This is a genomic window from Neotabrizicola sp. VNH66, assembly GCF_049445895.1.
Classification (GTDB): domain Bacteria; phylum Pseudomonadota; class Alphaproteobacteria; order Rhodobacterales; family Rhodobacteraceae; genus Pseudogemmobacter.
The window spans coordinates 165,495-183,289 of record NZ_JBMSDW010000006.1 but is presented as its reverse complement, the minus strand read 5'-3'; the positions used below and the strand labels follow the sequence as shown (position 1 = coordinate 183,289).

Annotated in this window: 20 protein-coding genes; 10 read left to right on the top strand and 10 right to left on the bottom strand. The window is 67.4% G+C overall.

Annotated features, from left to right (window positions below; all coding sequences use genetic code 11):
* Positions 1–67: 67 nt before the first annotated feature.
* Positions 68–790 (top strand): FadR/GntR family transcriptional regulator, encoded by a 723-nt coding sequence (locus tag ACO2Q5_RS11130; RefSeq protein WP_423290945.1) that lies wholly within the window; start codon positions 68–70, stop codon positions 788–790.
* Here ACO2Q5_RS11130 and ACO2Q5_RS11125 read toward each other — a convergent pair.
* The 10 genes from ACO2Q5_RS11125 to ade all read right to left on the bottom strand — a co-directional run bounded on the left by ACO2Q5_RS11125 (position 729) and on the right by ade (position 9,670).
* Complete coding sequence (locus ACO2Q5_RS11125) at positions 729–1,892, bottom strand: alpha-hydroxy acid oxidase (RefSeq protein ID WP_423290943.1); 1,164 nt, start codon at positions 1,890–1,892, stop codon at positions 729–731. The two genes, ACO2Q5_RS11130 and ACO2Q5_RS11125, sit on opposite strands and share 62 nt — an antisense overlap.
* Positions 1,893–1,909: 17 nt before the next feature.
* Complete coding sequence (locus ACO2Q5_RS11120) at positions 1,910–2,572, bottom strand: sirohydrochlorin chelatase (RefSeq protein WP_423290941.1); 663 nt, start codon at positions 2,570–2,572, stop codon at positions 1,910–1,912.
* On the bottom strand, positions 2,569–3,552 hold the full coding sequence (locus tag ACO2Q5_RS11115; protein ID WP_423290939.1) for a LysR family transcriptional regulator: 984 nt from the start codon (positions 3,550–3,552) through the stop codon (positions 2,569–2,571). Before ACO2Q5_RS11115 ends, ACO2Q5_RS11120 begins: the two co-directional genes overlap by 4 nt.
* Positions 3,515–4,192, bottom strand: a complete 678-nt coding sequence (locus ACO2Q5_RS11110) for a DUF1028 domain-containing protein (protein WP_423290937.1) — start codon at positions 4,190–4,192, stop codon at positions 3,515–3,517. The genes ACO2Q5_RS11115 and ACO2Q5_RS11110 overlap by 38 nt, the downstream gene beginning before the upstream one ends.
* Before the next feature lie 142 nt (positions 4,193–4,334).
* A complete protein-coding gene (locus ACO2Q5_RS11105; RefSeq protein ID WP_423290935.1) occupies positions 4,335–4,751 on the bottom strand; it encodes a RidA family protein in 417 nt (138 codons plus the stop codon).
* Between the two features lie 22 nt (positions 4,752–4,773).
* Positions 4,774–5,916: an aromatic ring-hydroxylating oxygenase subunit alpha gene (locus ACO2Q5_RS11100; protein WP_423290933.1), complete on the bottom strand. Its 1,143-nt coding sequence runs from the start codon at positions 5,914–5,916 to the stop codon at positions 4,774–4,776.
* A 191-nt stretch (positions 5,917–6,107) separates the two neighbouring features.
* Positions 6,108–6,761, bottom strand: a complete 654-nt coding sequence (locus ACO2Q5_RS11095; RefSeq protein ID WP_423290931.1) for an SGNH/GDSL hydrolase family protein — start codon at positions 6,759–6,761, stop codon at positions 6,108–6,110.
* Between the two features lie 36 nt (positions 6,762–6,797).
* Entirely contained in the window at positions 6,798–7,235 is a 438-nt protein-coding gene (arsC, locus tag ACO2Q5_RS11090) for an arsenate reductase (glutaredoxin) (RefSeq protein ID WP_423290929.1), read from the bottom strand.
* Positions 7,232–7,900 (bottom strand): aquaporin, encoded by a 669-nt coding sequence (locus tag ACO2Q5_RS11085; protein WP_423290927.1) that lies wholly within the window; start codon positions 7,898–7,900, stop codon positions 7,232–7,234. Before ACO2Q5_RS11085 ends, arsC begins: the two co-directional genes overlap by 4 nt.
* A gap of 72 nt (positions 7,901–7,972) precedes the next feature.
* The gene (gene ade / locus ACO2Q5_RS11080) at positions 7,973–9,670 is read right to left on the bottom strand and encodes an adenine deaminase (protein WP_423290925.1); all 1,698 of its coding nucleotides are present in this window, start codon (positions 9,668–9,670) and stop codon (positions 7,973–7,975) included.
* Between the two features lie 104 nt (positions 9,671–9,774).
* On the opposite strand from ade, the gene ACO2Q5_RS11075 reads away from it, so the two are divergent.
* The 9 genes from ACO2Q5_RS11075 (at position 9,775) to mnhG (ending at position 17,739) form a co-directional block, all read left to right on the top strand.
* Positions 9,775–10,698 (top strand): DMT family transporter, encoded by a 924-nt coding sequence (locus ACO2Q5_RS11075; RefSeq protein ID WP_423290923.1) that lies wholly within the window; start codon positions 9,775–9,777, stop codon positions 10,696–10,698.
* 79 nt (positions 10,699–10,777) lie between these two features.
* The gene (locus tag ACO2Q5_RS11070) at positions 10,778–11,377 is read left to right on the top strand and encodes a nucleoside triphosphate hydrolase (RefSeq protein ID WP_423290921.1); all 600 of its coding nucleotides are present in this window, start codon (positions 10,778–10,780) and stop codon (positions 11,375–11,377) included.
* Positions 11,378–11,453: 76 nt separating this feature from the next.
* Entirely contained in the window at positions 11,454–11,804 is a 351-nt protein-coding gene (locus ACO2Q5_RS11065) for a hypothetical protein (RefSeq protein WP_423290919.1), read from the top strand.
* A gap of 117 nt (positions 11,805–11,921) precedes the next feature.
* Positions 11,922–14,744 (top strand): monovalent cation/H+ antiporter subunit A, encoded by a 2,823-nt coding sequence (locus ACO2Q5_RS11060; protein WP_423290917.1) that lies wholly within the window; start codon positions 11,922–11,924, stop codon positions 14,742–14,744.
* On the top strand, positions 14,744–15,100 hold the full coding sequence (locus tag ACO2Q5_RS11055; RefSeq protein WP_423290915.1) for a Na+/H+ antiporter subunit C: 357 nt from the start codon (positions 14,744–14,746) through the stop codon (positions 15,098–15,100). The genes ACO2Q5_RS11060 and ACO2Q5_RS11055 overlap by 1 nt, the downstream gene beginning before the upstream one ends.
* Positions 15,097–16,605 carry a monovalent cation/H+ antiporter subunit D gene (locus ACO2Q5_RS11050; protein ID WP_423290913.1) on the top strand — a complete coding sequence of 503 codons (1,509 nt, stop codon included), beginning with the start codon at positions 15,097–15,099 and terminating at the stop codon, positions 16,603–16,605. The genes ACO2Q5_RS11055 and ACO2Q5_RS11050 overlap by 4 nt, the downstream gene beginning before the upstream one ends.
* On the top strand, positions 16,602–17,093 hold the full coding sequence (locus ACO2Q5_RS11045; RefSeq protein ID WP_423290911.1) for a Na+/H+ antiporter subunit E: 492 nt from the start codon (positions 16,602–16,604) through the stop codon (positions 17,091–17,093). The genes ACO2Q5_RS11050 and ACO2Q5_RS11045 overlap by 4 nt, the downstream gene beginning before the upstream one ends.
* Entirely contained in the window at positions 17,090–17,365 is a 276-nt protein-coding gene (locus tag ACO2Q5_RS11040; protein WP_423290909.1) for a K+/H+ antiporter subunit F, read from the top strand. Before ACO2Q5_RS11045 ends, ACO2Q5_RS11040 begins: the two co-directional genes overlap by 4 nt.
* Positions 17,362–17,739 (top strand): monovalent cation/H(+) antiporter subunit G, encoded by a 378-nt coding sequence (gene mnhG, locus ACO2Q5_RS11035; RefSeq protein WP_423290907.1) that lies wholly within the window; start codon positions 17,362–17,364, stop codon positions 17,737–17,739. Before ACO2Q5_RS11040 ends, mnhG begins: the two co-directional genes overlap by 4 nt.
* The last annotated feature ends 56 nt before the right edge of the window (positions 17,740–17,795 follow it).

Here is a 17,795-nt window from a genome sequence, read left to right as displayed (position 1 = left end):
TCCGTTCGCAGCGGGCATTGCAGGAAACCAGATTGGTCTGCAAATTGGTCTGAATATCGGAGGTCGTGTGAAACAGGATCAGGTCATCGCGGCCTTGCGTCTGCGGGTCGAGGCGGCGGGCGGCAGCGGCACCCGCCTTCCGGCGGAGCGGGGGCTGGCGGCATTGCTGGGCTGCTCGCGGCAAAGCCTGCGCACAGCACTAGCCGTGCTGGAGGCGGAGGGTGCGCTCTGGCGGCATGTCGGTCAGGGCACCTTCCTCGGGCCGCGACCGCGCGGTCTGCCCCTGCGCGAGACGGTGCTGCTGACCGCCACCTCGCCGGCGCAGTTGATGCAGGCGCGTCTGATCGTGGAACCTCCGGTTGCAGCCGAGGCCGCCCGCGCCGCCGTCCCCGCCGATCTGGTCCGGCTGGAGGCGCTGTTGGCGCAGGGCCGCCACGCCCGCAACCGGCCCGAGGCGGAACAGGCCGATGCCGCATTTCACCGCGCGGTGGCGGAAACCGCGGGCAATCCGGTGCTGCTTGGACTTCTGGACTATCTGTCCGGCGCGCGGCGGCGGGCAGCCTGGCAGCAGGAATGGGAGCGCACTTACCGCCGCATCGGAGTGGCCGAATTCACCGCGGTGCATTCCGACCAGCATGCCGCCGTGGTGGCCGCCATCGCCGCGGGCGACGCGGCGCGGGCAGAGGCCGCAATGCGCGCCCATCTGAATACGTTCGCCGCAGCGATGGCTACGCCCATTTCCCCTCAAACCCTTCCGGCACCAGCACATTCTGCGGCCCGAAGGCGCTGATGTCGCGTTCGCCGCACAGGGCCATCGTGATGTCCATCTCCTGCCGGATCACCTCCAGCGCGCAGGTTACGCCCGCCCCGCCCATGGCGCCCAGCCCGTGGACAAAGGCCCGGCCGATCATCGTGGCATCCGCGCCCAGGGCCAGTGCCTTCAGCACGTCCTGCCCCGACCGGATCCCTGAATCGAGCCAGATTTCCGTCTTTCCCCCCACGGCGCGGCGGATGGCGGGCAGCGCGCGGATCGTGGACAGCGCCCCGTCCAGCTGCCGCCCGCCGTGGTTCGACACGACAATCGCATCGGCCCCGGCATCCACCGCCATCTGCGCGTCTTCGGCGTCCAGCACGCCCTTCAGCACGAACTTTCCCTTCCACTGATCGCGCAGCCGCACCACCTTGGACCAGTCCAGTTGCGGATCGAACTGTTCGTTGGTCCAGGCGGTCAGCTTCGCCAGATCGCTGACCCCCTTCACATGACCCACGATATTGCCGAAGGACCGCCGCGGTGTCCGCAACATGCCCAAGGACCAGCGCGGCTTTGTCATCATGTTCAGGATGTTGGGCAGCGTCAGCCGCGGCGGCGCCGTCAGCCCGTTCTTCACATCCTTGTGCCGTTGTCCCAGCACCTGCAGATCCAGCGTGACGACCAGCGCCGAACAGTCCGCCGCCCGCGCGCGTTCAATGATCGCATCGACGAAGTCCTCGTCCCGCATCACATAAAGCTGGAACCAGAACGGATCGGGGCTGGCGGCGTGCACATCCTCGATCGAACAGATCGACATGGTGGAGAGTGTGAAGGGCACCCCGAACTCCGCCGCCGCCCGCGCCGCATGGATCTCGCCATCCGGGAACTGCATCCCGGTCGATCCGACGGGCGACAGGCCGACCGGGATCGTCACCTTCTGCCCCAGCATGTGCCCGCCCAGCTGACGATCCGACAGATCGCGCGCCACCCGCTGCCGCAGCCGGATCTGCGCGAAATCCGAAGTGTTGTCGCGGAAGGTCTGCTCGGTATAGCTGCCGCTTTCGCAATAATCCCAGAACATCCGGGGGGCGCGGGCGCGGTGCAGGCGTTTCAGATCGTCAATACAGGTGATGACGGGCATTCCGGTCTCCGGGCAGGTCAGGCGGCAGTGATCAGCGCCGCAATCAGCGCGGGCACCCGGTCGTCGGTGCCAAGTGCGGGCAACAGGCGGCCCGGGAAGCGCGCCTCGGCCAGTGCGGCAGGCAGGTCATCCAGCACATGGCCGCCTGCCATGGCAAAGAACGGCAGACAGACGGCACCGGGGCCGTAGCCCCTGGCCTCGGCCAGTTGCGGGCTCTGGTCGATGAACGCGGCCTTCGCGGGAAGCCCGGTCTCTGCCACGATCCGCCCGGCCAAGGCCTGCGCGATCCGCGACGGCTCGGGCGATTTGAACGAGCCATGGGCCGCCAGCAGCACCTGATCACCGCCGCTTTCGCGCACCAGCGTCACCGCCAGTGCCTGCACCGCCTCGGCCGCGCCAAAGGGTGGCAGGATACGCCAGCCCACAGCGCCCGCCTCCTCCAGCCGGGCGGGAATCGCCGTGCGGGTGAACCAGCCCGCCGCCATGAACAGTGGAAAGACCACCCCCGGCGCAAGGCCCCCGGTGGCCAGCGCCAGCGCGCCCGGCTCCGCCAGCGTGGCAGCCGTGACCTGCCAGTCCGGCAGATGCGCCGCCACCCGCTGGGCCAGCCGCTCCAGCTCTGCCGCGGCAGGCAGCGGGTCCGAGGGCTGACCATGGGCCACGATCAGCGCAGTCCTCATCCCTTGTCCCCGGTCAGCGCCCTGCGGCAATGGTCGATGAAGGCGCGGATGGTCAGCGCCCCCCGCGCCCCTTCGGCGAGCGCTAGGCCAAGGTTCAGCGACGGCACGCCCTCCAGCGGCACCAGCCGCAACGCCCGCCCGTCCGGCGCCGTCTCCGGCGCAGGTTGGATGTTGGCGATAGAAAAGCCGAAGCCATTGGCCACCATGGCGCGCATGACGCTGATGTCGCGCGTGCGTTCCACGATCTTCGGGCGCAGGGACAGCGGGCGGAACACATCAAGGAAGTAATCCGAGGAAAACGGCAGATCCAAGAGCACCATCGGATGCGGCGCCAGATCGGCCGCCGTCACCGACGCGCGCGCGGCCAGCGGATGCTCGGCCGCGAACAAGGCATAGGGCGGCAAGGGCAACAACGGCTCGAACCGCAGATCGGCGGGGATATCAAGATCATAGGTCAGCGCCACATCGAAATGCGCCTGCCGCAGCCCCTCGAAAATCTCGGCCTGATGGCGCTCGAACTGCCGGAACTCCACCTCGGGGTAAAGATCGGTGAAACTGCGGCGCAGCCCGGGCAGCACCACCTGCGCAAAGGTCTGCAGACAGGCCACCGAAAGCGGACCGCGCACCTTGCCGGTGATCTCATTCGCCAGATCGTTCAGCCGGGCGGCGGCGGTCAGCACCGCCCGCGCCTCGGCCACGAACTGCCGCCCGCCCTGGGTCAGCGACAGGCCCTGCGCATGGCGGCGCACGAAAAGCGGCAGGCCGAATTCCTGCTCCAGCTGCGCAATCGCGACCGAGATCGAGGGCGACGAGACATTCACCCGGTCCGCCGCGGCAGCAATCGACCCGGTCTCGCCCACGGCGACCAGATATTCCAGCTGTCGAAGGGTGAACCGCAGGGCCATGGCGGGAAAATAGCCCGGCCCCGCGGGGCGCGAAAGCTCATTCGTCGCCGGGCACCCCGTAAGAGGGCGCCGCACGCGGGTCTTTCGCGCGCTGGATATAGGCCGCCATTTGCGGGGCATAGACCTCCCACGCGCGGGCCACCGCCTCGATGGGCCGGGCGGCATCGTCCCAGTCGCAGCGGAGCGAGGCCACGGGCCAGCTTTCCCGGTCGACGATCAGCAGACCCGCCGAATGCACCGGCCCCGCCTCGCCCCCCGCCGCAGCCCCGGCCAGAAGCGCGGCCACCAGACGGTCGCCGAAATCGCCGCCCGCCGCGGTAAAGCCCGCCACCATGGCCGCGGGTACCCCGTCATGCGCCAGAAGATTGCCGCCCGCGATCACCCCCGCACCTTCGGCCACCGCCCAGGTCCCGAGAATATGCCGGCCCGAGTGATGCGCGACACGCCCCGCCCCGTCCACCACCATCAGCTGACGGTAATCGACATGCGGCGCCTCCCCCACCACCTGCGCCACCGCCTCTGCCGCCGGGGCACCGCCCGCCATCAGCTCCAGTAGCCGCGGCCCGAGCGCAGGATCGGTGATGTTCTGGCTCGCCGCCACGCCCGCCCCCGCCCGGGCATGGGCACAACGCGCCGCCACCGCGGGCGAAGAGGATGAAATCACCATGCCGAAACGGCCGGTCTCAGGACAACGGGCAAGAAGGGAAAAGGTCATGCGTCAGCCTTTATGGCCGCGCGCCGGGGGTTTCACACCCCCGGACCCCCGTGGGATATTTATGCAAACTGGAAAGGCTCATTCCACTTTGTCCAAATATCCTCGGGGAGTCCGGGGGGCGAAGCGCCCCCGGGGCGACGGATCAGTCGGGGATCACGGCGGTGGCGTCGATCTCCACCAGCCAGTCGGGGCGGGCCAAGGCCACCACGGTCAGGCCGGTGCAGACCGGATGTACGCCGCGGATATATTCGCCCATGGTGCGATAGACCGCCTCACGGTGGCGGACATCGGTCAGATAGACCACCAGCTTGGTCACGTGCTCCATCTTGCCGCCGCATTCCTCGACCAGCTGGCGGATGTTCTGCATGACCTTGTGGGTCTGCTCCACCGGGTCGTGGCTTTCGATGTTCTTTGCCGTATCCAGATCCTGCGGGCACTGGCCGCGCAGAAAGATGGTGGTGCCGCCCTTGGCCACCACCGCCTGCGCCAGATCATTGTCCAGCTTCTGTTCGGGGTAGGTGTCCTTGGTGTTGAACTTACGGTGGCGGTAGTGGGCCATCGGGCCGGTCCTTTCAGGTTGATCAGGCGTCCGCCGGGATGCGCGCGGCGATCCAGCTGGCGAATTCGAAATTGGGCCGCTCCAGATGGCTGAGCGCGCCCGGCTCGGACAGCCCCGCCTTAAGCCCGCGGAACACCCGCTCGACGCAGCCCTTGTCCTCGATGTTCACATCGTCCAGCAGCGTGCGCAGCGCGGTCAGATGCGCCTCGGCATCCGGATCGGCGCACCAGTCCGCGCTCATCCCGCCGCCATAGAGGACCTTCACATGGTCCGGCCCGTCGGGCGTCAGGCAGAGATACCAGAAATAGCCCGGCGTCAGCGTGATCATCAGCGAGGGATAGATCGACAGCAGCCAGGTGATCCGGCGCTGATCGCCGGTCAGCCTGGTGTTCGAGGGATGCGCCAGCGACAGCGGCAGTGAGTCGTTCTTGACGATCCAGTGATAGTTGAAGGCCGGGAACCCCTCGGGGCAGGTCATCTTCAGCAGGTCCACCGTGCCGCCGATCGTATCCGCATGGCAGACCGGCAGGTGGTAGCTTTCCATGAAATTCTCTGCCAGCACCTTCCAGTTGGTGTTCCAGCGGAATTCCTGGCGGAAATGCTCCTGATAGCTGGCCATGTCGAGGTAGCCCACAAGCCCCTCGACATCTTTCAGCACCGCATGCGGGTCGGGGGCATCGGGGTTCAGCGTGACCATGATCCAGCCCAGCCAGTCCACCACCCGCACCTGCGGCAGCGCCACATCGGTCTTGCAGAAGCTTTCGTTCAGCGTCATCGCGGGCGCCCCGCGCAGGGTGCCGTCCAGATTGTAGGTCCAGGCGTGATAGGGGCAAACGATGGAGCGGGTGGTGCCGCGGCCTTCCAGCAGCGTGCTCATCCGGTGGCGGCAGACGTTGGACAACCCGCGCAACGCGCCTTCGCGGTCGCGCAGGATGATCACCGGCTCGCCTGAAATCTCCATCGTCATATAGTCGCCCGGTGCCTTCAGCGCATCGGCGCGGCCCGCGCAGAGCCATTCCTTGCCGAAGATATGGGTCTGTTCCGCCTGTTCGAATTCGGCCGAGGTATAGACCGATTTCGGCATCGCCCGCGCCCGTTCGAACGGGACCGAGACATTGGCGCGCAATTCCTGAATGGGGGTCAGGGCGGGGTCGTGGCTGGTCATCGGCTCTCTCCGCTGCAAAGGCTGGGCCCGGTTCGCCGCAAACACTCCGGCCCCGGCGCAGCACCTGTCAAGCAGGACCGCGGACCGAATCCGGCAGGCGGGCAGAACCCGCCCGCAAAACAGACTGCCGGGATTTAACTTTGGAAAAAAGAAACGTTCACCGCAGCGCGGATTAGGCCTGTCCTAATCCATCAGAACGAGGCCCGCAGCGCGGCGGCAAAGGCCTGCGCCAGCAGGGGGGTAGATTCCGCCTCATAATGCACACCGTCCACGGGCGAGACCTGAACCACCTGCCCTGCATCGACGAAGGCCGTACCGTTGCGGGCGGCCATGGCGCCGATCCGGTCGGCCATATCGCGGGACTTGGCCGCGCCGCCGCGGAAGATCTCGGCCAGACAGCCGGTTTCCAGAATGGGCGGCGGGGCCACCACCAGCACCCCCGGCGCCCCGCCCATCGGCCCCGCGCCCGAAGCGCGGATCACCCGCACCAGCCGCTCCAGCGACAAGGCGATGTCACCCGCATTCACGCTGAAGCGTTCCTTCAGGTCATTGGTGCCCAGCATCAGCAGAACCACATCAACCGGCCGGTGGCTTTCCAGAACCGACGGCAGCACTGTCAGCCCGTTGCGATGCGCCCCTTCGATCGGGTCGTCGTGCAGCGTGGTGCGGCCGGGATGGCCTTCGGCAATCACCTCCCAGTCCGGCAGGGCGGCGGCAAGCTGCGTGGTCCAGCGGTGCGGGCGGGAAAACCGGCCAAGCGCGCCAAGGCTGTGCATCGGCATGGTGCCGTGGGTGTTGCTGTCGCCATAACACAGAAGGGTACGGGTCGGGGTGGCAGGCTGCATGTCCGGAACTTTCAGGCTGTTGGCGCGCGGTGCGGATCAGCCGACCCTGCGCCCCTCGGCATCGAGGATAAGGCTGCCGTCCTCTTTGTAAAGCGGTCCGGGCGGCAGGCGGTCCAGAAGGTCCAGCACCCGTTCGGACGGGCGGCACAAGGCGGTTCCCTTTGCGGTGCGCACGAAGGGGCGGTTGACCAGCACCGGATGCTCCAGCATGGCCGCGATCAACGCGGCATCGTTTACGGCGGGATCGGTCAGGCCCAGTTCCTCGGCCGGGCTGCGCGACAGGCGCAAAGCCTCGCGCGGGGTCACCCCGGCCGTGGCGAACAGGTCCTGCAACAGCGCGGCGGTCCAGCCCGCCTGCTGGTAGTCGATGACCAACGGCTCCGCCCCGGCGGCGGTCAGGATGGCCAGCACATTGCGCGAGGTGCCGCAGTCCGGATTGTGCCAGATCGTGGCACGGGCGGGGGAATCGGTCATATCTTGGCTCCTTTGGCATCATCTGCGAACAGCCAGCCCGCCAGTACGGCCCCGGCTGCCGCCCCGGCAAGCTGGGCCAGAACAAATCCGGGCACATCCAGGGGACGGATGCCCGCGAAAGTGTCGGTCAGGCTGCGGGCCAGCGTTACCGCCGGATTGGCAAAGCTGGTCGAGGCGGTGAACCAGTAGGCCGCCGCGATGTAAAGCCCGACCAGCGGTGCCACTGCATCGGGCCGGTGGCGCTGCGCACCGAGCACCGTCATGACCAGCCCGAACGTCGCCACACCCTCGGACAGCCATTGTGCCGCACCCGTCCGCACGGTGGCCGCGGTCTGGATCAGGGCCATGTCGAACATCCCATGCGCCAGCAATGTGCCGGCCATGCCGCCCGCCAGCTGCACGGCGATCCGGATCAGCGCATCGGGCAGAGAAAGCGCACGGCGCAGCAGAAACACAAGACTGACCGCCGGGTTCATATGCGCGCCGGATACCGGGCCAAGGGTCATGATCAGCACGACCAGAATCGCCGCCGTCGCCAGCGTATTGGCCAAAAGCGCCACCCCGTGATCGGGCGAAAGCCGGTCCGCCATGATGCCCGACCCGACCACGACCGCCACCAGCAATGCCGTCCCCAGCCCCTCGGCCACGATCTCGCGCGATGTCATCCTGTCCCCGCTTTTGTGCAGTCCTCTATGACCGGACAGCAACAGGATCATGACACCCCCGAACCGAGAGGATCACGGGATCACTTCGAACCGGTCCACATCGACAAGGCCATGGTCGGTGATCTTCAGATGCGGGATCACCGGCAGGGCAAGGAAGGCCAGTTGCAGGAAGGGTTCCTCCAGCGTGACCTCAAGGCTGCGGGCGGCGGCGCGGAGCGCTGTCAGATCGTCGCGCACCTGTTCAAAGGGATTCAGGCTCATCAGCCCGGCCACCGGCAGCGGCAGTTCGGCCAGCACGCGGCCGCCTTCGACCACGACGAAACCGCCCTCGATCTCGGACAGGCGGTTCGCGGCCAAAGCCATGTCGTCATAGTCGGCACCCACCACGGCGATATTGTGGTGGTCGTGGCAGACGGTTGAGGCGATGGCCCCCCGCTTCAGGCCGAACCCCTGAACAAAGCCGGTGGCGCGGTTGCCGTTCTTGCCGTGCCGTTCGATCACAGCGATCTTCACCAGATCGCGCGCCAGATCGGGGCGCTTGTCGCCATCCACCGGCGGGATGTCAAAGGTCAGGTGCGGCGTGATGATCTTGCCCGGCAGAATGCCGATGACCGGGGTTTCGGTGCGGTTGCCGGGGGTGCGGAAATCCGTGGCCGTCACCTTCGGCGCCTTGACGGAGTTCCGGGCCACTGGCGCCACCTCCTGCCGGGCGGCAAAGGCCTCATCCGTCAGTTCCACACCCGCGGCAAAGACCCGGGTCGCGTGGCAGCCTTCAAGGCTGTCGATCACGGCGATATCGGCGCGTTTGCCCGGCGCGATCAGGCCGCGGTCCTTCAGCCCGAAGGCCTCGGCCGCGGACAGGCTGGCCGCGCGGTAGACGGCCAGGGGCGGCGCGCCAAGCGCGATTGCCGTGCGGATCATATAATCCAGATGGCCATGCTCGGCGATGTCCAGGGGGTTCCGGTCATCGGTGCAGAGGCTCAGATAGGGTGCATGCCGTTCGGTCAGCAAGGGCGCCAGCGCATGCAGGTCCTTGGACACCGACCCTTCGCGGATCAGCACCCGCATCCCCTTGCGCAGCTTCTCCAACCCCTCTTCGGCGGTGGTCGCCTCATGCTCGGTGCGGATGCCCGCGCTGATATAGCCGTTCAGGTCATTGCCGCGCAGCAGGGGGGCATGGCCGTCGATATGGCGGCCGCGGAACGCCTCCAGCTTCTCCAGACAGCCGAGATCCTTCATCAGGACACCGGGAAAGTTCATGAATTCGGCCAGCCCGATGCCATGCGGATGGCCGATGAAGGGCACCAGATCCGCCGCATCCAGCTGCGCGCCCGCGGTTTCCATATGGGTCGACGGCACGCAAGAGGACAGTTGCACGCGGATGTCCATCAGCACCCGTTCGGCACAGTCAAAGAAATACTGCAGCCCCGTCACGCCGCAGACATTGGCAATCTCATGCGGGTCGCAGATCGCCGTGGTCACGCCGCGGGGCGCCACGCAGCGTTCGAATTCGAACGGGGTGACGAGCGAGCTTTCGATATGCAGATGCGTGTCGATGAACCCGGGCACCAGAATGCGGCCGGACACGTCAACTTCCTGCCTGCCGGAATAGCGGCCGAAGACGCCGACAATGGTATCGCCGCAGATCGCCACATCGGTTTCCACCAGATCGCCGGTGATCAGGTCGAACACCCGCCCGCCCTTCAGCACAAGATCGGCGGGGACAATTCCCCGGCCCTGATCAATCAGATCGGCAAGCGGTTGCGGCATGGCACTCTCCTTTCCGGTCAGCAAACCGCGAAGCCCGCCCCGCGTCCAGAGGGGATTGCATCCCCCGCCCGCCCGTGATTCACCGGGGCGGCAAGGAGAGACCCATGCGCCCGCTGCGCGGCATCGCCCTGAAACTGGCTTCGGTCATCGTGTTCATCGTCATGTCGGCGATGATCAAAAGCACCTCGGACCATGTGCCGGGCGGACAGGCGGTGTTCTTCCGGTCGTTCTTTGCAATTCCCGTGATCGTGGTCTGGCTGGCCCTGCGGCGTGAGTTGCGGACCGGGTTCACCACCGCCGATCCCCTTGGCCATGTCTGGCGCGGCTTTGCAGGCACCATGGCCATGGGCCTTGGGTTTTCCGCGCTGGCCTATCTGCCCTTCCCCGAAGTGACGGCCATCGGCTATGCCGCGCCGCTGCTGACGGTGATCTTTGCCGCCATGTTCCTGAACGAGAAAGTCGGCCTCTTCCGCATCGCCACCGTCTTTCTGGGCCTGATCGGCGTGCTGATCGTGGTCTCGCCCCGGCTGTCGGTGCTGCAGGGGGGCGATACCGGCCATACGCAGGCTTTCGGCGCGACTCTGGTCCTGTGCAGCGCTTTGTTCGCAGCACTGGCGCAGGTCTTCGTGCGCAAGATGGTGGCGACCGAGAAGACAGCGACCATCGTCTTCTGGTTCTCCTTCACCGCCTCGGTCCTGTCCTTGTTCACCATTCCTTTCGGCTGGGTGGTGCCCACGCTGCGCGAGACGCTGACGCTGATCGGCGCGGGGCTTCTGGGGGGTCTCGGCCAGATCCTCCTGACCTCGGCCTACCGTGAGGCGGATGCCTCGCTGGTGGCGCCGTTCGACTATGCCTCGATGCTGTTTGCGCTGGCGATCGGCTGGTTCGTGTTCGCTGAAATGCCGACATGGACCATGCTTCTGGGCGCCGGGATCGTCATTCTTGCCGGCATCCTGATCATCTGGCGCGAGCGGAAGCTGGGTATCGCCCGCGCCCGGCAGCGCAAGTCGATGACGCCGAACGGCTGACACCCGCCCTCCTCCGGCCGGACTTGCGCAGCCGGGGCCGCCGCAGCAGACTGCGGGTCCGGACTGCGAGAGGTGCCCCATGACGCCCGAAGGACTTGCCCGCCTGATCCTTGCCCGCGCCGATGGCCCGGGCCGGTTCCTTGTCGCGCTGGCCGGGCCGCCCGCGGCGGGGAAATCCACGCTGGCCGCCGATCTGGCCGCCCGTCTGCCCGATGCCCGCGTGGTGCCGATGGACGGGTTCCATTACGACGACCGCGTGCTGGAGGCCCGGGGCCTGCGGTCGCGCAAGGGCGCGCCGGAAACCTTTGACGCCATGGGGTTCCTGCATCTCCTCCGCCGTCTGCGCGACGAAGACGAGGTGGCAATCCCGCTTTTCGACCGCGATCTGGAGATTTCGCGCGCCGGGGCGGATATCGTCCTGCCCTCGGACCGCATCCTGATTGTCGAGGGCAATTATCTGCTCTTGGACCGCGCGCCGTGGACGCAGGCGGCAGCGCTGTTCGATCTGACCGTTTTCGTCGAGGTGCCGGAAGAGGAGCTCGTCCGTCGCCTGACCGACCGCTGGCGCCACCACGGCCGCCCGGATGCCGCCCAATGGATCGAAAGCAACGACCTGCCGAACATCCGCACCGTGCTGACCGGATCGACCCCGGCGGAAATCGTGCTGCGTCCGGCCTGACGGGCCGATTCCGGACGTGACCGGCGGCGACGCGGGCGCTAGCGTCGCGCCAGATCAACGCGAGGGAGGATTGAAGATGAAAACGCTTGGGGGGCTGGCCGCCGCCCTGTCGACACTGCTTGCGCTGCCGGCCGGGGCCGAAGAGCTGGGCGGCCGCTACGGCTGCTGGATCGGCGGGCTGACGATGAACCTTGGCACCATCGAGATCGAGGGCACCACCTACCGCGGCCCCGCCTTCGATAACCAGTGGGAGGGCGACTATGCCTTCGACACCGACGGGCAGGTCATCAACTGGGGCGGCCCCTTGGGCGGGATCACCGCCGCGGGCAAGGTGGTCAGCACCGTCCTGACCAAAGAGGGCTTTGATATCACCATCCAGAACAGCGACAGCGGAAATTTCCAGACCATCAGCTGCTTGGCCGAATAGGTCGCAGCCGGTTTCGGTTGAAAACACACGTCAGGCAGGCAATAACGGCGCAACCCGCCGCGACGGACGCAGTTTTCTGCGACCCACGCACCCCGCCACGACGAGGAACCCCGCCCGATGTCTCCAGTGCTGATTGCCGCGCTTCCCTTCCTTGGTGCGCTGCTGCCCGGTCTTGCCCTGCGCTTTGGCCGGTCGGCCGCGGCGGGGGCGGCGGCGCTGGCCACCGCTCTGGCGCTGGCGGGGCTTCTGTCCCATGCACCCGATGTGATGGCGGGCACCACGATCATGACGCGTCTGGACTGGATGCCGCAGATTGGCCTGTCCGCCAGTTTCCGGATCGACGGGCTGGCGTTCCTTTTCGCCGGGCTGATCCTTGGCATCGGCCTGCTGATCACCCTCTACGCCCGGTTCTATCTGGATGAGACTGAGGATTTCGGCCGCTTCCTGACCTATCTGATGCTGTTTCAGGGGGCGATGACGGGGATCGTCCTTTCCGACAACATCCTGATGCTGCTGGTCTTCTGGGAGCTGACTTCGCTGACCTCCTTCCTGCTGATCGGCTGGTGGGGCCACCTGCCCGAGGGGCGGCAGGGCGCGCGGATGGCGCTGGCCGTCACCGGCGGCGGCGGGCTGGCGATGATCGCGGGCATGCTGATCCTGGGCCAGATCGCCGGCAGCTATGAGATTTCGCAGATCATCCACAAGGCGGCCGAGATTCAGGCCAGCCCGCTGTATCTGCCCGCGCTGGTGCTGATCTGTCTGGGCGCCTTTACCAAATCGGCGCAGTTCCCGTTCCACTTCTGGCTGCCGCATGCGATGGCGGCGCCGACGCCCGTCTCGGCCTATCTGCATTCGGCGACCATGGTGAAGGCGGGGCTGTTCCTTCTGGCCCGCCTCTGGCCCGCGCTGGCGGGCACGCCGGAATGGACGGCCATCGTCGCCACCGCCGGACTGGTCACCATGCTGATCGGCGCGAAGATCGCCTTCTTCAAGGATGACATGAAGGCGCTGCTGGCGTTTTCCACCGTCAGCCATCTGGGCCTGATCACCTTCCTTCTGGGCCTTGGCACCGAAGAGGCCGCCACCGCCGCCGTGCTGCACATCCTGTGCCATGCCAGTTTCAAGGCGGCGCTCTTCATGACCGCGGGGATCGTGGACCACGCCACCCACACCCGCGACCTGCGCCGTCTGGGCGGGCTGCGCCGCGCCATGCCGCTGACCTTTGCCGTGGCTCTGGTGGCCAGCCTGTCGATGGCGGGCATTCCGCCGCTGAACGGCTTTTTGTCGAAAGAGGCGATGCTGGAGAATGCGGCCCATGTGCAGGCCTTCGGCACCGGCTGGCTGGTGCCGCTGTTGGCGACCTTTGCCGCGCTGTGGTCGGTGGCCTATTCCTTCCGCTTTCTGGCCCATGGCTTCCTTGGTCAGCCACGCGAGGTGTTTCACCATCCGCCGCATGATCCTGGCCCCGGCCTGCTGGCGGCGCCGGTCCTGTTGGTGATCCTTGTCATCGTCTCCGGCCTGTTTCCGATGCAGACCTTTGGCCCTCTGGTCGATGTCGCCGCCTCGGCGGTGACGGGCACGCCGGTCCACGCAAAGCTGGCGCTGTGGCACGGGGTTGAGACGCCCGCGCTCTGGATGTCGCTGGCGGCGGTCGGCGGCGGGCTGATGCTGCTGGGCCTCTGGCCACGGCTGCGCGCGATATGGGATGCCAGCCCGCGCCCCGAAGCGAAGCCGATGTTCGATGCGATCATCGCCGCGCTGGCCCGCCTTGCAGGCGTGTTTGGCGACGGGATGCATGACGGCAGCCTGCCGCGCGCGATGTGGACCTCGGTCCTGACCATGCTGGCCGTGGGGCTCTTCGCCTTTGCCGGCGCGCCCTTCCTGCCCGGCACGCGCGAGATGCTGCCGCCCACGCTGGCCGCCGCCGTGGGCGCGCTGATCCTGCTGCTGGCCACCGGGGCGGTGGCTTTCCTGCACCGCAACCGCGCGCTGTCGCTGCTGTTGACCGGGATTGTCGGGCTGTTGCTGGCCGGGGCCTTTGCCCTCTTCTCCGCCCCCGACCTTGCGCTGACGCAGATCACGGTCGAGGTGGTGGCCATCCTCCTGATGCTTCTGGCGCTGAACTTCCTGCCGCGGGAAACCCCGCGCGAAAGCCTGCCGTGGCGGCGCTTGCGCGACGCGGCGGTGGCCGGGGTCGCGGGCCTTGGCACCGGGGCGCTGGCCTGGGCGGTGATGATGCGGGACTTCGCCTTCGATCCCGTCTCTGCCTTCCACTGGGCGCAGTCCAAACCCGGCGCGGGCGGCACCAATGCGGTGAACACGATCATCGTGGACTTCCGCGGCTATGACACCTTTGGCGAGATCACCGTGTTGGGCATTGCTGCGCTGGCGATCTTTGCCATGGCCGACACGCTGCTGCGCAGCCCCGCCGCGGTGGTGCGGCTGCGGCAGCTGGACACCGGCGGCAATGCGGGCGACCCGCATCCGGCCATGCTGATCGCGGGGACCCGGTTCCTGCTGCCACTGGCCATGACGGTCGCGCTGTATATCTTCCTGCGCGGCCACAACCTGCCGGGGGGCGGCTTTGTCGCCGGTCTGGTCGTGTCGATCGGGCTTTTGCTGCAATACCTCGCCTCGGGCTATGTGTGGTCGGACGCCCGCGCGCGGATCAACCCCCATGCCCTGATCGGCGCCGGTGTGCTGACCGCCGTTCTGGGCGGGGCCGGGGCATGGGCGTTCGGCCTGCCCTTCCTGACCTCGGGCTATACCTATGTCCACCTGCCCCCCATCGAAGAGTTCGAGCTGGCCACCGCCGCGATCTTTGATCTGGGCGTCTTCCTCTGCGTCCTTGGCGCGGTGGTGCTGGCCATTGCCAGCCTGTCGCGGCTGGCACAGCGCACCCCCGATGCCGAACCCGCCCAACGCGAGGAGGCCCTCTGATGGAAGCGCTGCTTGCCCTGACCATCGCCGCGCTGACCGCAACCGGGGTCTACCTCATGCTGCGGCTGCGGACATTCCCCGTCATCCTTGGACTGACATTCGTCAGCTATGCGGTGAACCTGTTCCTCTTCATCGCGGGCCGGGTCAAAACCGGCGCGCCGCCCATCGTCGGCCAGACCGATCTGCCCGCCGATCCGCTGCCGCAGGCCTTGGTGCTGACCGCCATCGTCATCTCCTTCGGGATGACGGCGGTGATCGTCCTGATGGCCGTGGGCACAAGGTTCGAGACCGGAGAGGACCGCATCAACCCGCCCCGCACCGATGAGACCGAAGACGCCGCGGGAGACCGGACATGAGCCACTGGATCATCCTTCCCGTCGTTCTGCCGGCCACACTCGGCGCGCTGATCGTCCTGCTTGCCCGCCGCAACCTCGGGCTGGCGCGGCTGCTGTCGGGTCTTGGCACGGCGGCGCTGGTCGTGCTGGCACTGGCGCTGCTGCGCCATGCCGGGGCGGAAGGGGCCGAGCTTTACCGGCTGGGCGACTGGCCCACACCCTTTGGCATCGTGCTGATGCTGGACCCGCTGTCGGCGTTGATGCTCTTGCTGACAGCCGTTCTGGCGGGGGCCACGCTCTGGCAGGCCATCGCCACCGGCTGGGACACCAAGGGCGCACATTTCCACGCGCTTTGGATGTTTCAGCTGATGGGGCTGAACGGCGCCTTCCTGACCGCAGATGCCTTCAACCTCTTCGTGTTCTTCGAAGTCATGCTCATCGCTTCTTATGGGCTGATGGTCCATGGCGGCGGAGGGGAGCGGCTGCGCGCGGGCGTGCAATATGTGGCGATCAACCTTGTCGGATCGACGCTGTTCCTGTTCGCGCTGGCCACGATCTATGCCGTGACCGGCACGCTGAACATGGCGGATATCGGCCAGCGTGTGGCCCTGCTGCCCGAAGGTGATTTCGCGCTGATCCGGGTGGCGGCCGTGCTGTTCCTGATGGTCTTTGCCGTCAAGGGCGCGCTGGTGCCGCTGCAGTTCTGGCTGCCCGGCACCTATGCCAATGCACCGGGCGTGGTGGCGGCCCTGTTTGCGGTGATGACCAAGGTGGGCGCCTATGCGGCGATCCGCACCGGCACGGTGATCTTTCCCTCCAGCGCCCCCGCCATCGGGTCGCTCTTGTCCGATCTTCTGATGCCGGCCGCACTGATCACGCTGGCGGTCGGGGCGGCGGGGGTGCTGGGCACCCGCAGCCTGCCGCGGCAGGCGGCCTTTGCGGCGCTGTCGTCGATGGGGCTGACCTTTGCCGCGCTGTCGGGGTTCCAGACCGCGGGCCTGTCGGCGGCGCTGTATTACATCCTGCATTCCACGCTGGCGGGCGCGCTGATGTTCCTTGTGGCAGACCTTGTGGCGGCGCGCGGCGGGCGGCTGGACGGCACCGGCCCGCGGCTGCCCGGCACGCTGGCCGTGGCCTTCTTCCTTGCGGCCATCGCCACGGCGGGGCTGCCGCCGCTATCAGGCTTTCTGGGCAAGCTTTACGTGATGGAGGCGCTGCGAGATCAGGCGGCGCTGGTCTGGCCGGTGGTTCTGGGCGGCGCGTTCCTGATGATCCTTGGTCTTGCCCGTGCCGGTTCGGCACTGTTCTGGAAGCCGCAAGGCGCCGCAGCCGCCCCTCTGCCCGGTCGGGAGCTGACCGGACCTGCCCTGCTTCTGGCCGGGCTTGTCGCCATGACGCTGGCCGCCGGACCGCTGACCCGCGGGCTGGAGACGGTGGCGGCCGGGCTGGCCGATCCTGCCGATTACATCCGCGCCAATGACCTGCCGCCCCCGCCGCCCTTTGCCGCACCGGGAGACGCGCCATGATCCGCCGCCTGCTGCCCCATCCCGGCCTGTCCGGATTCCTTGTGCTGTTCTGGCTGATCCTTGCCGGAAGCTGGGGCTTGGGAAGCCTGCTTCTGGCGCTGGCCGTGGGCGTTGTGGTGCCGCTGATCGTCGCCGCATGGTGGCCCGAACGGCCCCGGCTGCGCGCCCCTCTTGGTCTGGTGACCTATACGCTGATCGTGGTCTGGGATGTGATCCGCGGCTGTTTCACCGTGGCGCGGGTGATCCTGTTCCTGCCCGCCGCCCAGATCCGCACCGCCTGGGTGGTGGTGCCGCTTGATCTGGACAGCCCCGAGGCGATTGCCCTGCTGGCCGGGACCATCACCATGACGCCCGGCACCCTGACCGCGGATTATTCCGCCGACGGGCGGGCGCTGCTGGTCCACAGCCTGCATGCCCCCGATCCCGATGCCGTGCGCGATGAGATCAAGACCCGGTATGAGGCCCGCCTGCAAAGGATCTTCGGATGACATTCCTGCCCTATGCACTTGATTTCGCTATCGGCTGCTTTGCGGTCGCGCTGCTTTTGAACCTCTGGCGGTTCACCACGGCCCCTACCCTGACCGACCGGGTGCTGACGGTGGATACGATGACGGTGAACATCATCGCGCTGATCACCCTTTACGGGGCTGCGACGGCGCAGGCGATGACATTCGAGGCGGCGATGCTCTTCGCCATGACCGGCTTTGTCGGCACGGTGGCCTGGTGCAAATACATCCTGCGGGGGAGCATCATCGAATGATGACCACGGTTCTGGATCTGGTGCTGTCCGCGCTTCTGGTGATGGGCGGGGTGTTCGGACTGATCGGCAGCATCGGCCTGCTGAAACTGCGCGATGCGATGCAGCGGCTGCATGCGCCGACCAAGGCCACCACTCTGGGCGTCGGCACTGCGCTGATTGCGGCAGGCGCGACCATGGCCGCGGGCGCCGGTGCCGGGGCGTGGAAAGAGGTGCTGGTGACCTTCTTCCTGTTCGTGACGGCGCCGCTCTCGGCCTTTGCCATGGCGCGCAGCCATCTGTGGCGCAACATCCGCAAGGCGGACCTGCCGCCGACCGGCACCGCCGCGGGCTGGGCCGTTCTGGAGGGCGCCACCCCGCCCGATCCGCGCGGCTGATGCGTCGCAGGGGGGCGCTGCCCCCCGGCTTCGCCTCCCCCCGGGATATTTGGGCA

Coding starts and splice junctions, on each gene's coding strand:
- ACO2Q5_RS11125 (WP_423290943.1), bottom strand. CDS start 1,892: ATGCCCGTCATCACCTGTATTGACGATCTGAAACGCCTGCACCGCGCC.
- ACO2Q5_RS11120 (WP_423290941.1), bottom strand. CDS start 2,572: ATGAGGACTGCGCTGATCGTGGCCCATGGTCAGCCCTCGGACCCGCTG.
- ACO2Q5_RS11110 (WP_423290937.1), bottom strand. CDS start 4,192: ATGACCTTTTCCCTTCTTGCCCGTTGTCCTGAGACCGGCCGTTTCGGC.
- ACO2Q5_RS11105 (WP_423290935.1), bottom strand. CDS start 4,751: ATGGCCCACTACCGCCACCGTAAGTTCAACACCAAGGACACCTACCCC.
- ACO2Q5_RS11100 (WP_423290933.1), bottom strand. CDS start 5,916: ATGACCAGCCACGACCCCGCCCTGACCCCCATTCAGGAATTGCGCGCC.
- ACO2Q5_RS11095 (WP_423290931.1), bottom strand. CDS start 6,761: ATGCAGCCTGCCACCCCGACCCGTACCCTTCTGTGTTATGGCGACAGC.
- arsC (WP_423290929.1), bottom strand. CDS start 7,235: ATGACCGATTCCCCCGCCCGTGCCACGATCTGGCACAATCCGGACTGC.
- ACO2Q5_RS11085 (WP_423290927.1), bottom strand. CDS start 7,900: ATGACATCGCGCGAGATCGTGGCCGAGGGGCTGGGGACGGCATTGCTG.
- ade (WP_423290925.1), bottom strand. CDS start 9,670: ATGCCGCAACCGCTTGCCGATCTGATTGATCAGGGCCGGGGAATTGTC.
- ACO2Q5_RS11075 (WP_423290923.1), top strand. CDS start 9,775: ATGCGCCCGCTGCGCGGCATCGCCCTGAAACTGGCTTCGGTCATCGTG.
- ACO2Q5_RS11070 (WP_423290921.1), top strand. CDS start 10,778: ATGACGCCCGAAGGACTTGCCCGCCTGATCCTTGCCCGCGCCGATGGC.
- ACO2Q5_RS11065 (WP_423290919.1), top strand. CDS start 11,454: ATGAAAACGCTTGGGGGGCTGGCCGCCGCCCTGTCGACACTGCTTGCG.
- ACO2Q5_RS11060 (WP_423290917.1), top strand. CDS start 11,922: ATGTCTCCAGTGCTGATTGCCGCGCTTCCCTTCCTTGGTGCGCTGCTG.
- ACO2Q5_RS11055 (WP_423290915.1), top strand. CDS start 14,744: ATGGAAGCGCTGCTTGCCCTGACCATCGCCGCGCTGACCGCAACCGGG.
- ACO2Q5_RS11050 (WP_423290913.1), top strand. CDS start 15,097: ATGAGCCACTGGATCATCCTTCCCGTCGTTCTGCCGGCCACACTCGGC.
- ACO2Q5_RS11045 (WP_423290911.1), top strand. CDS start 16,602: ATGATCCGCCGCCTGCTGCCCCATCCCGGCCTGTCCGGATTCCTTGTG.
- ACO2Q5_RS11040 (WP_423290909.1), top strand. CDS start 17,090: ATGACATTCCTGCCCTATGCACTTGATTTCGCTATCGGCTGCTTTGCG.
- mnhG (WP_423290907.1), top strand. CDS start 17,362: ATGATGACCACGGTTCTGGATCTGGTGCTGTCCGCGCTTCTGGTGATG.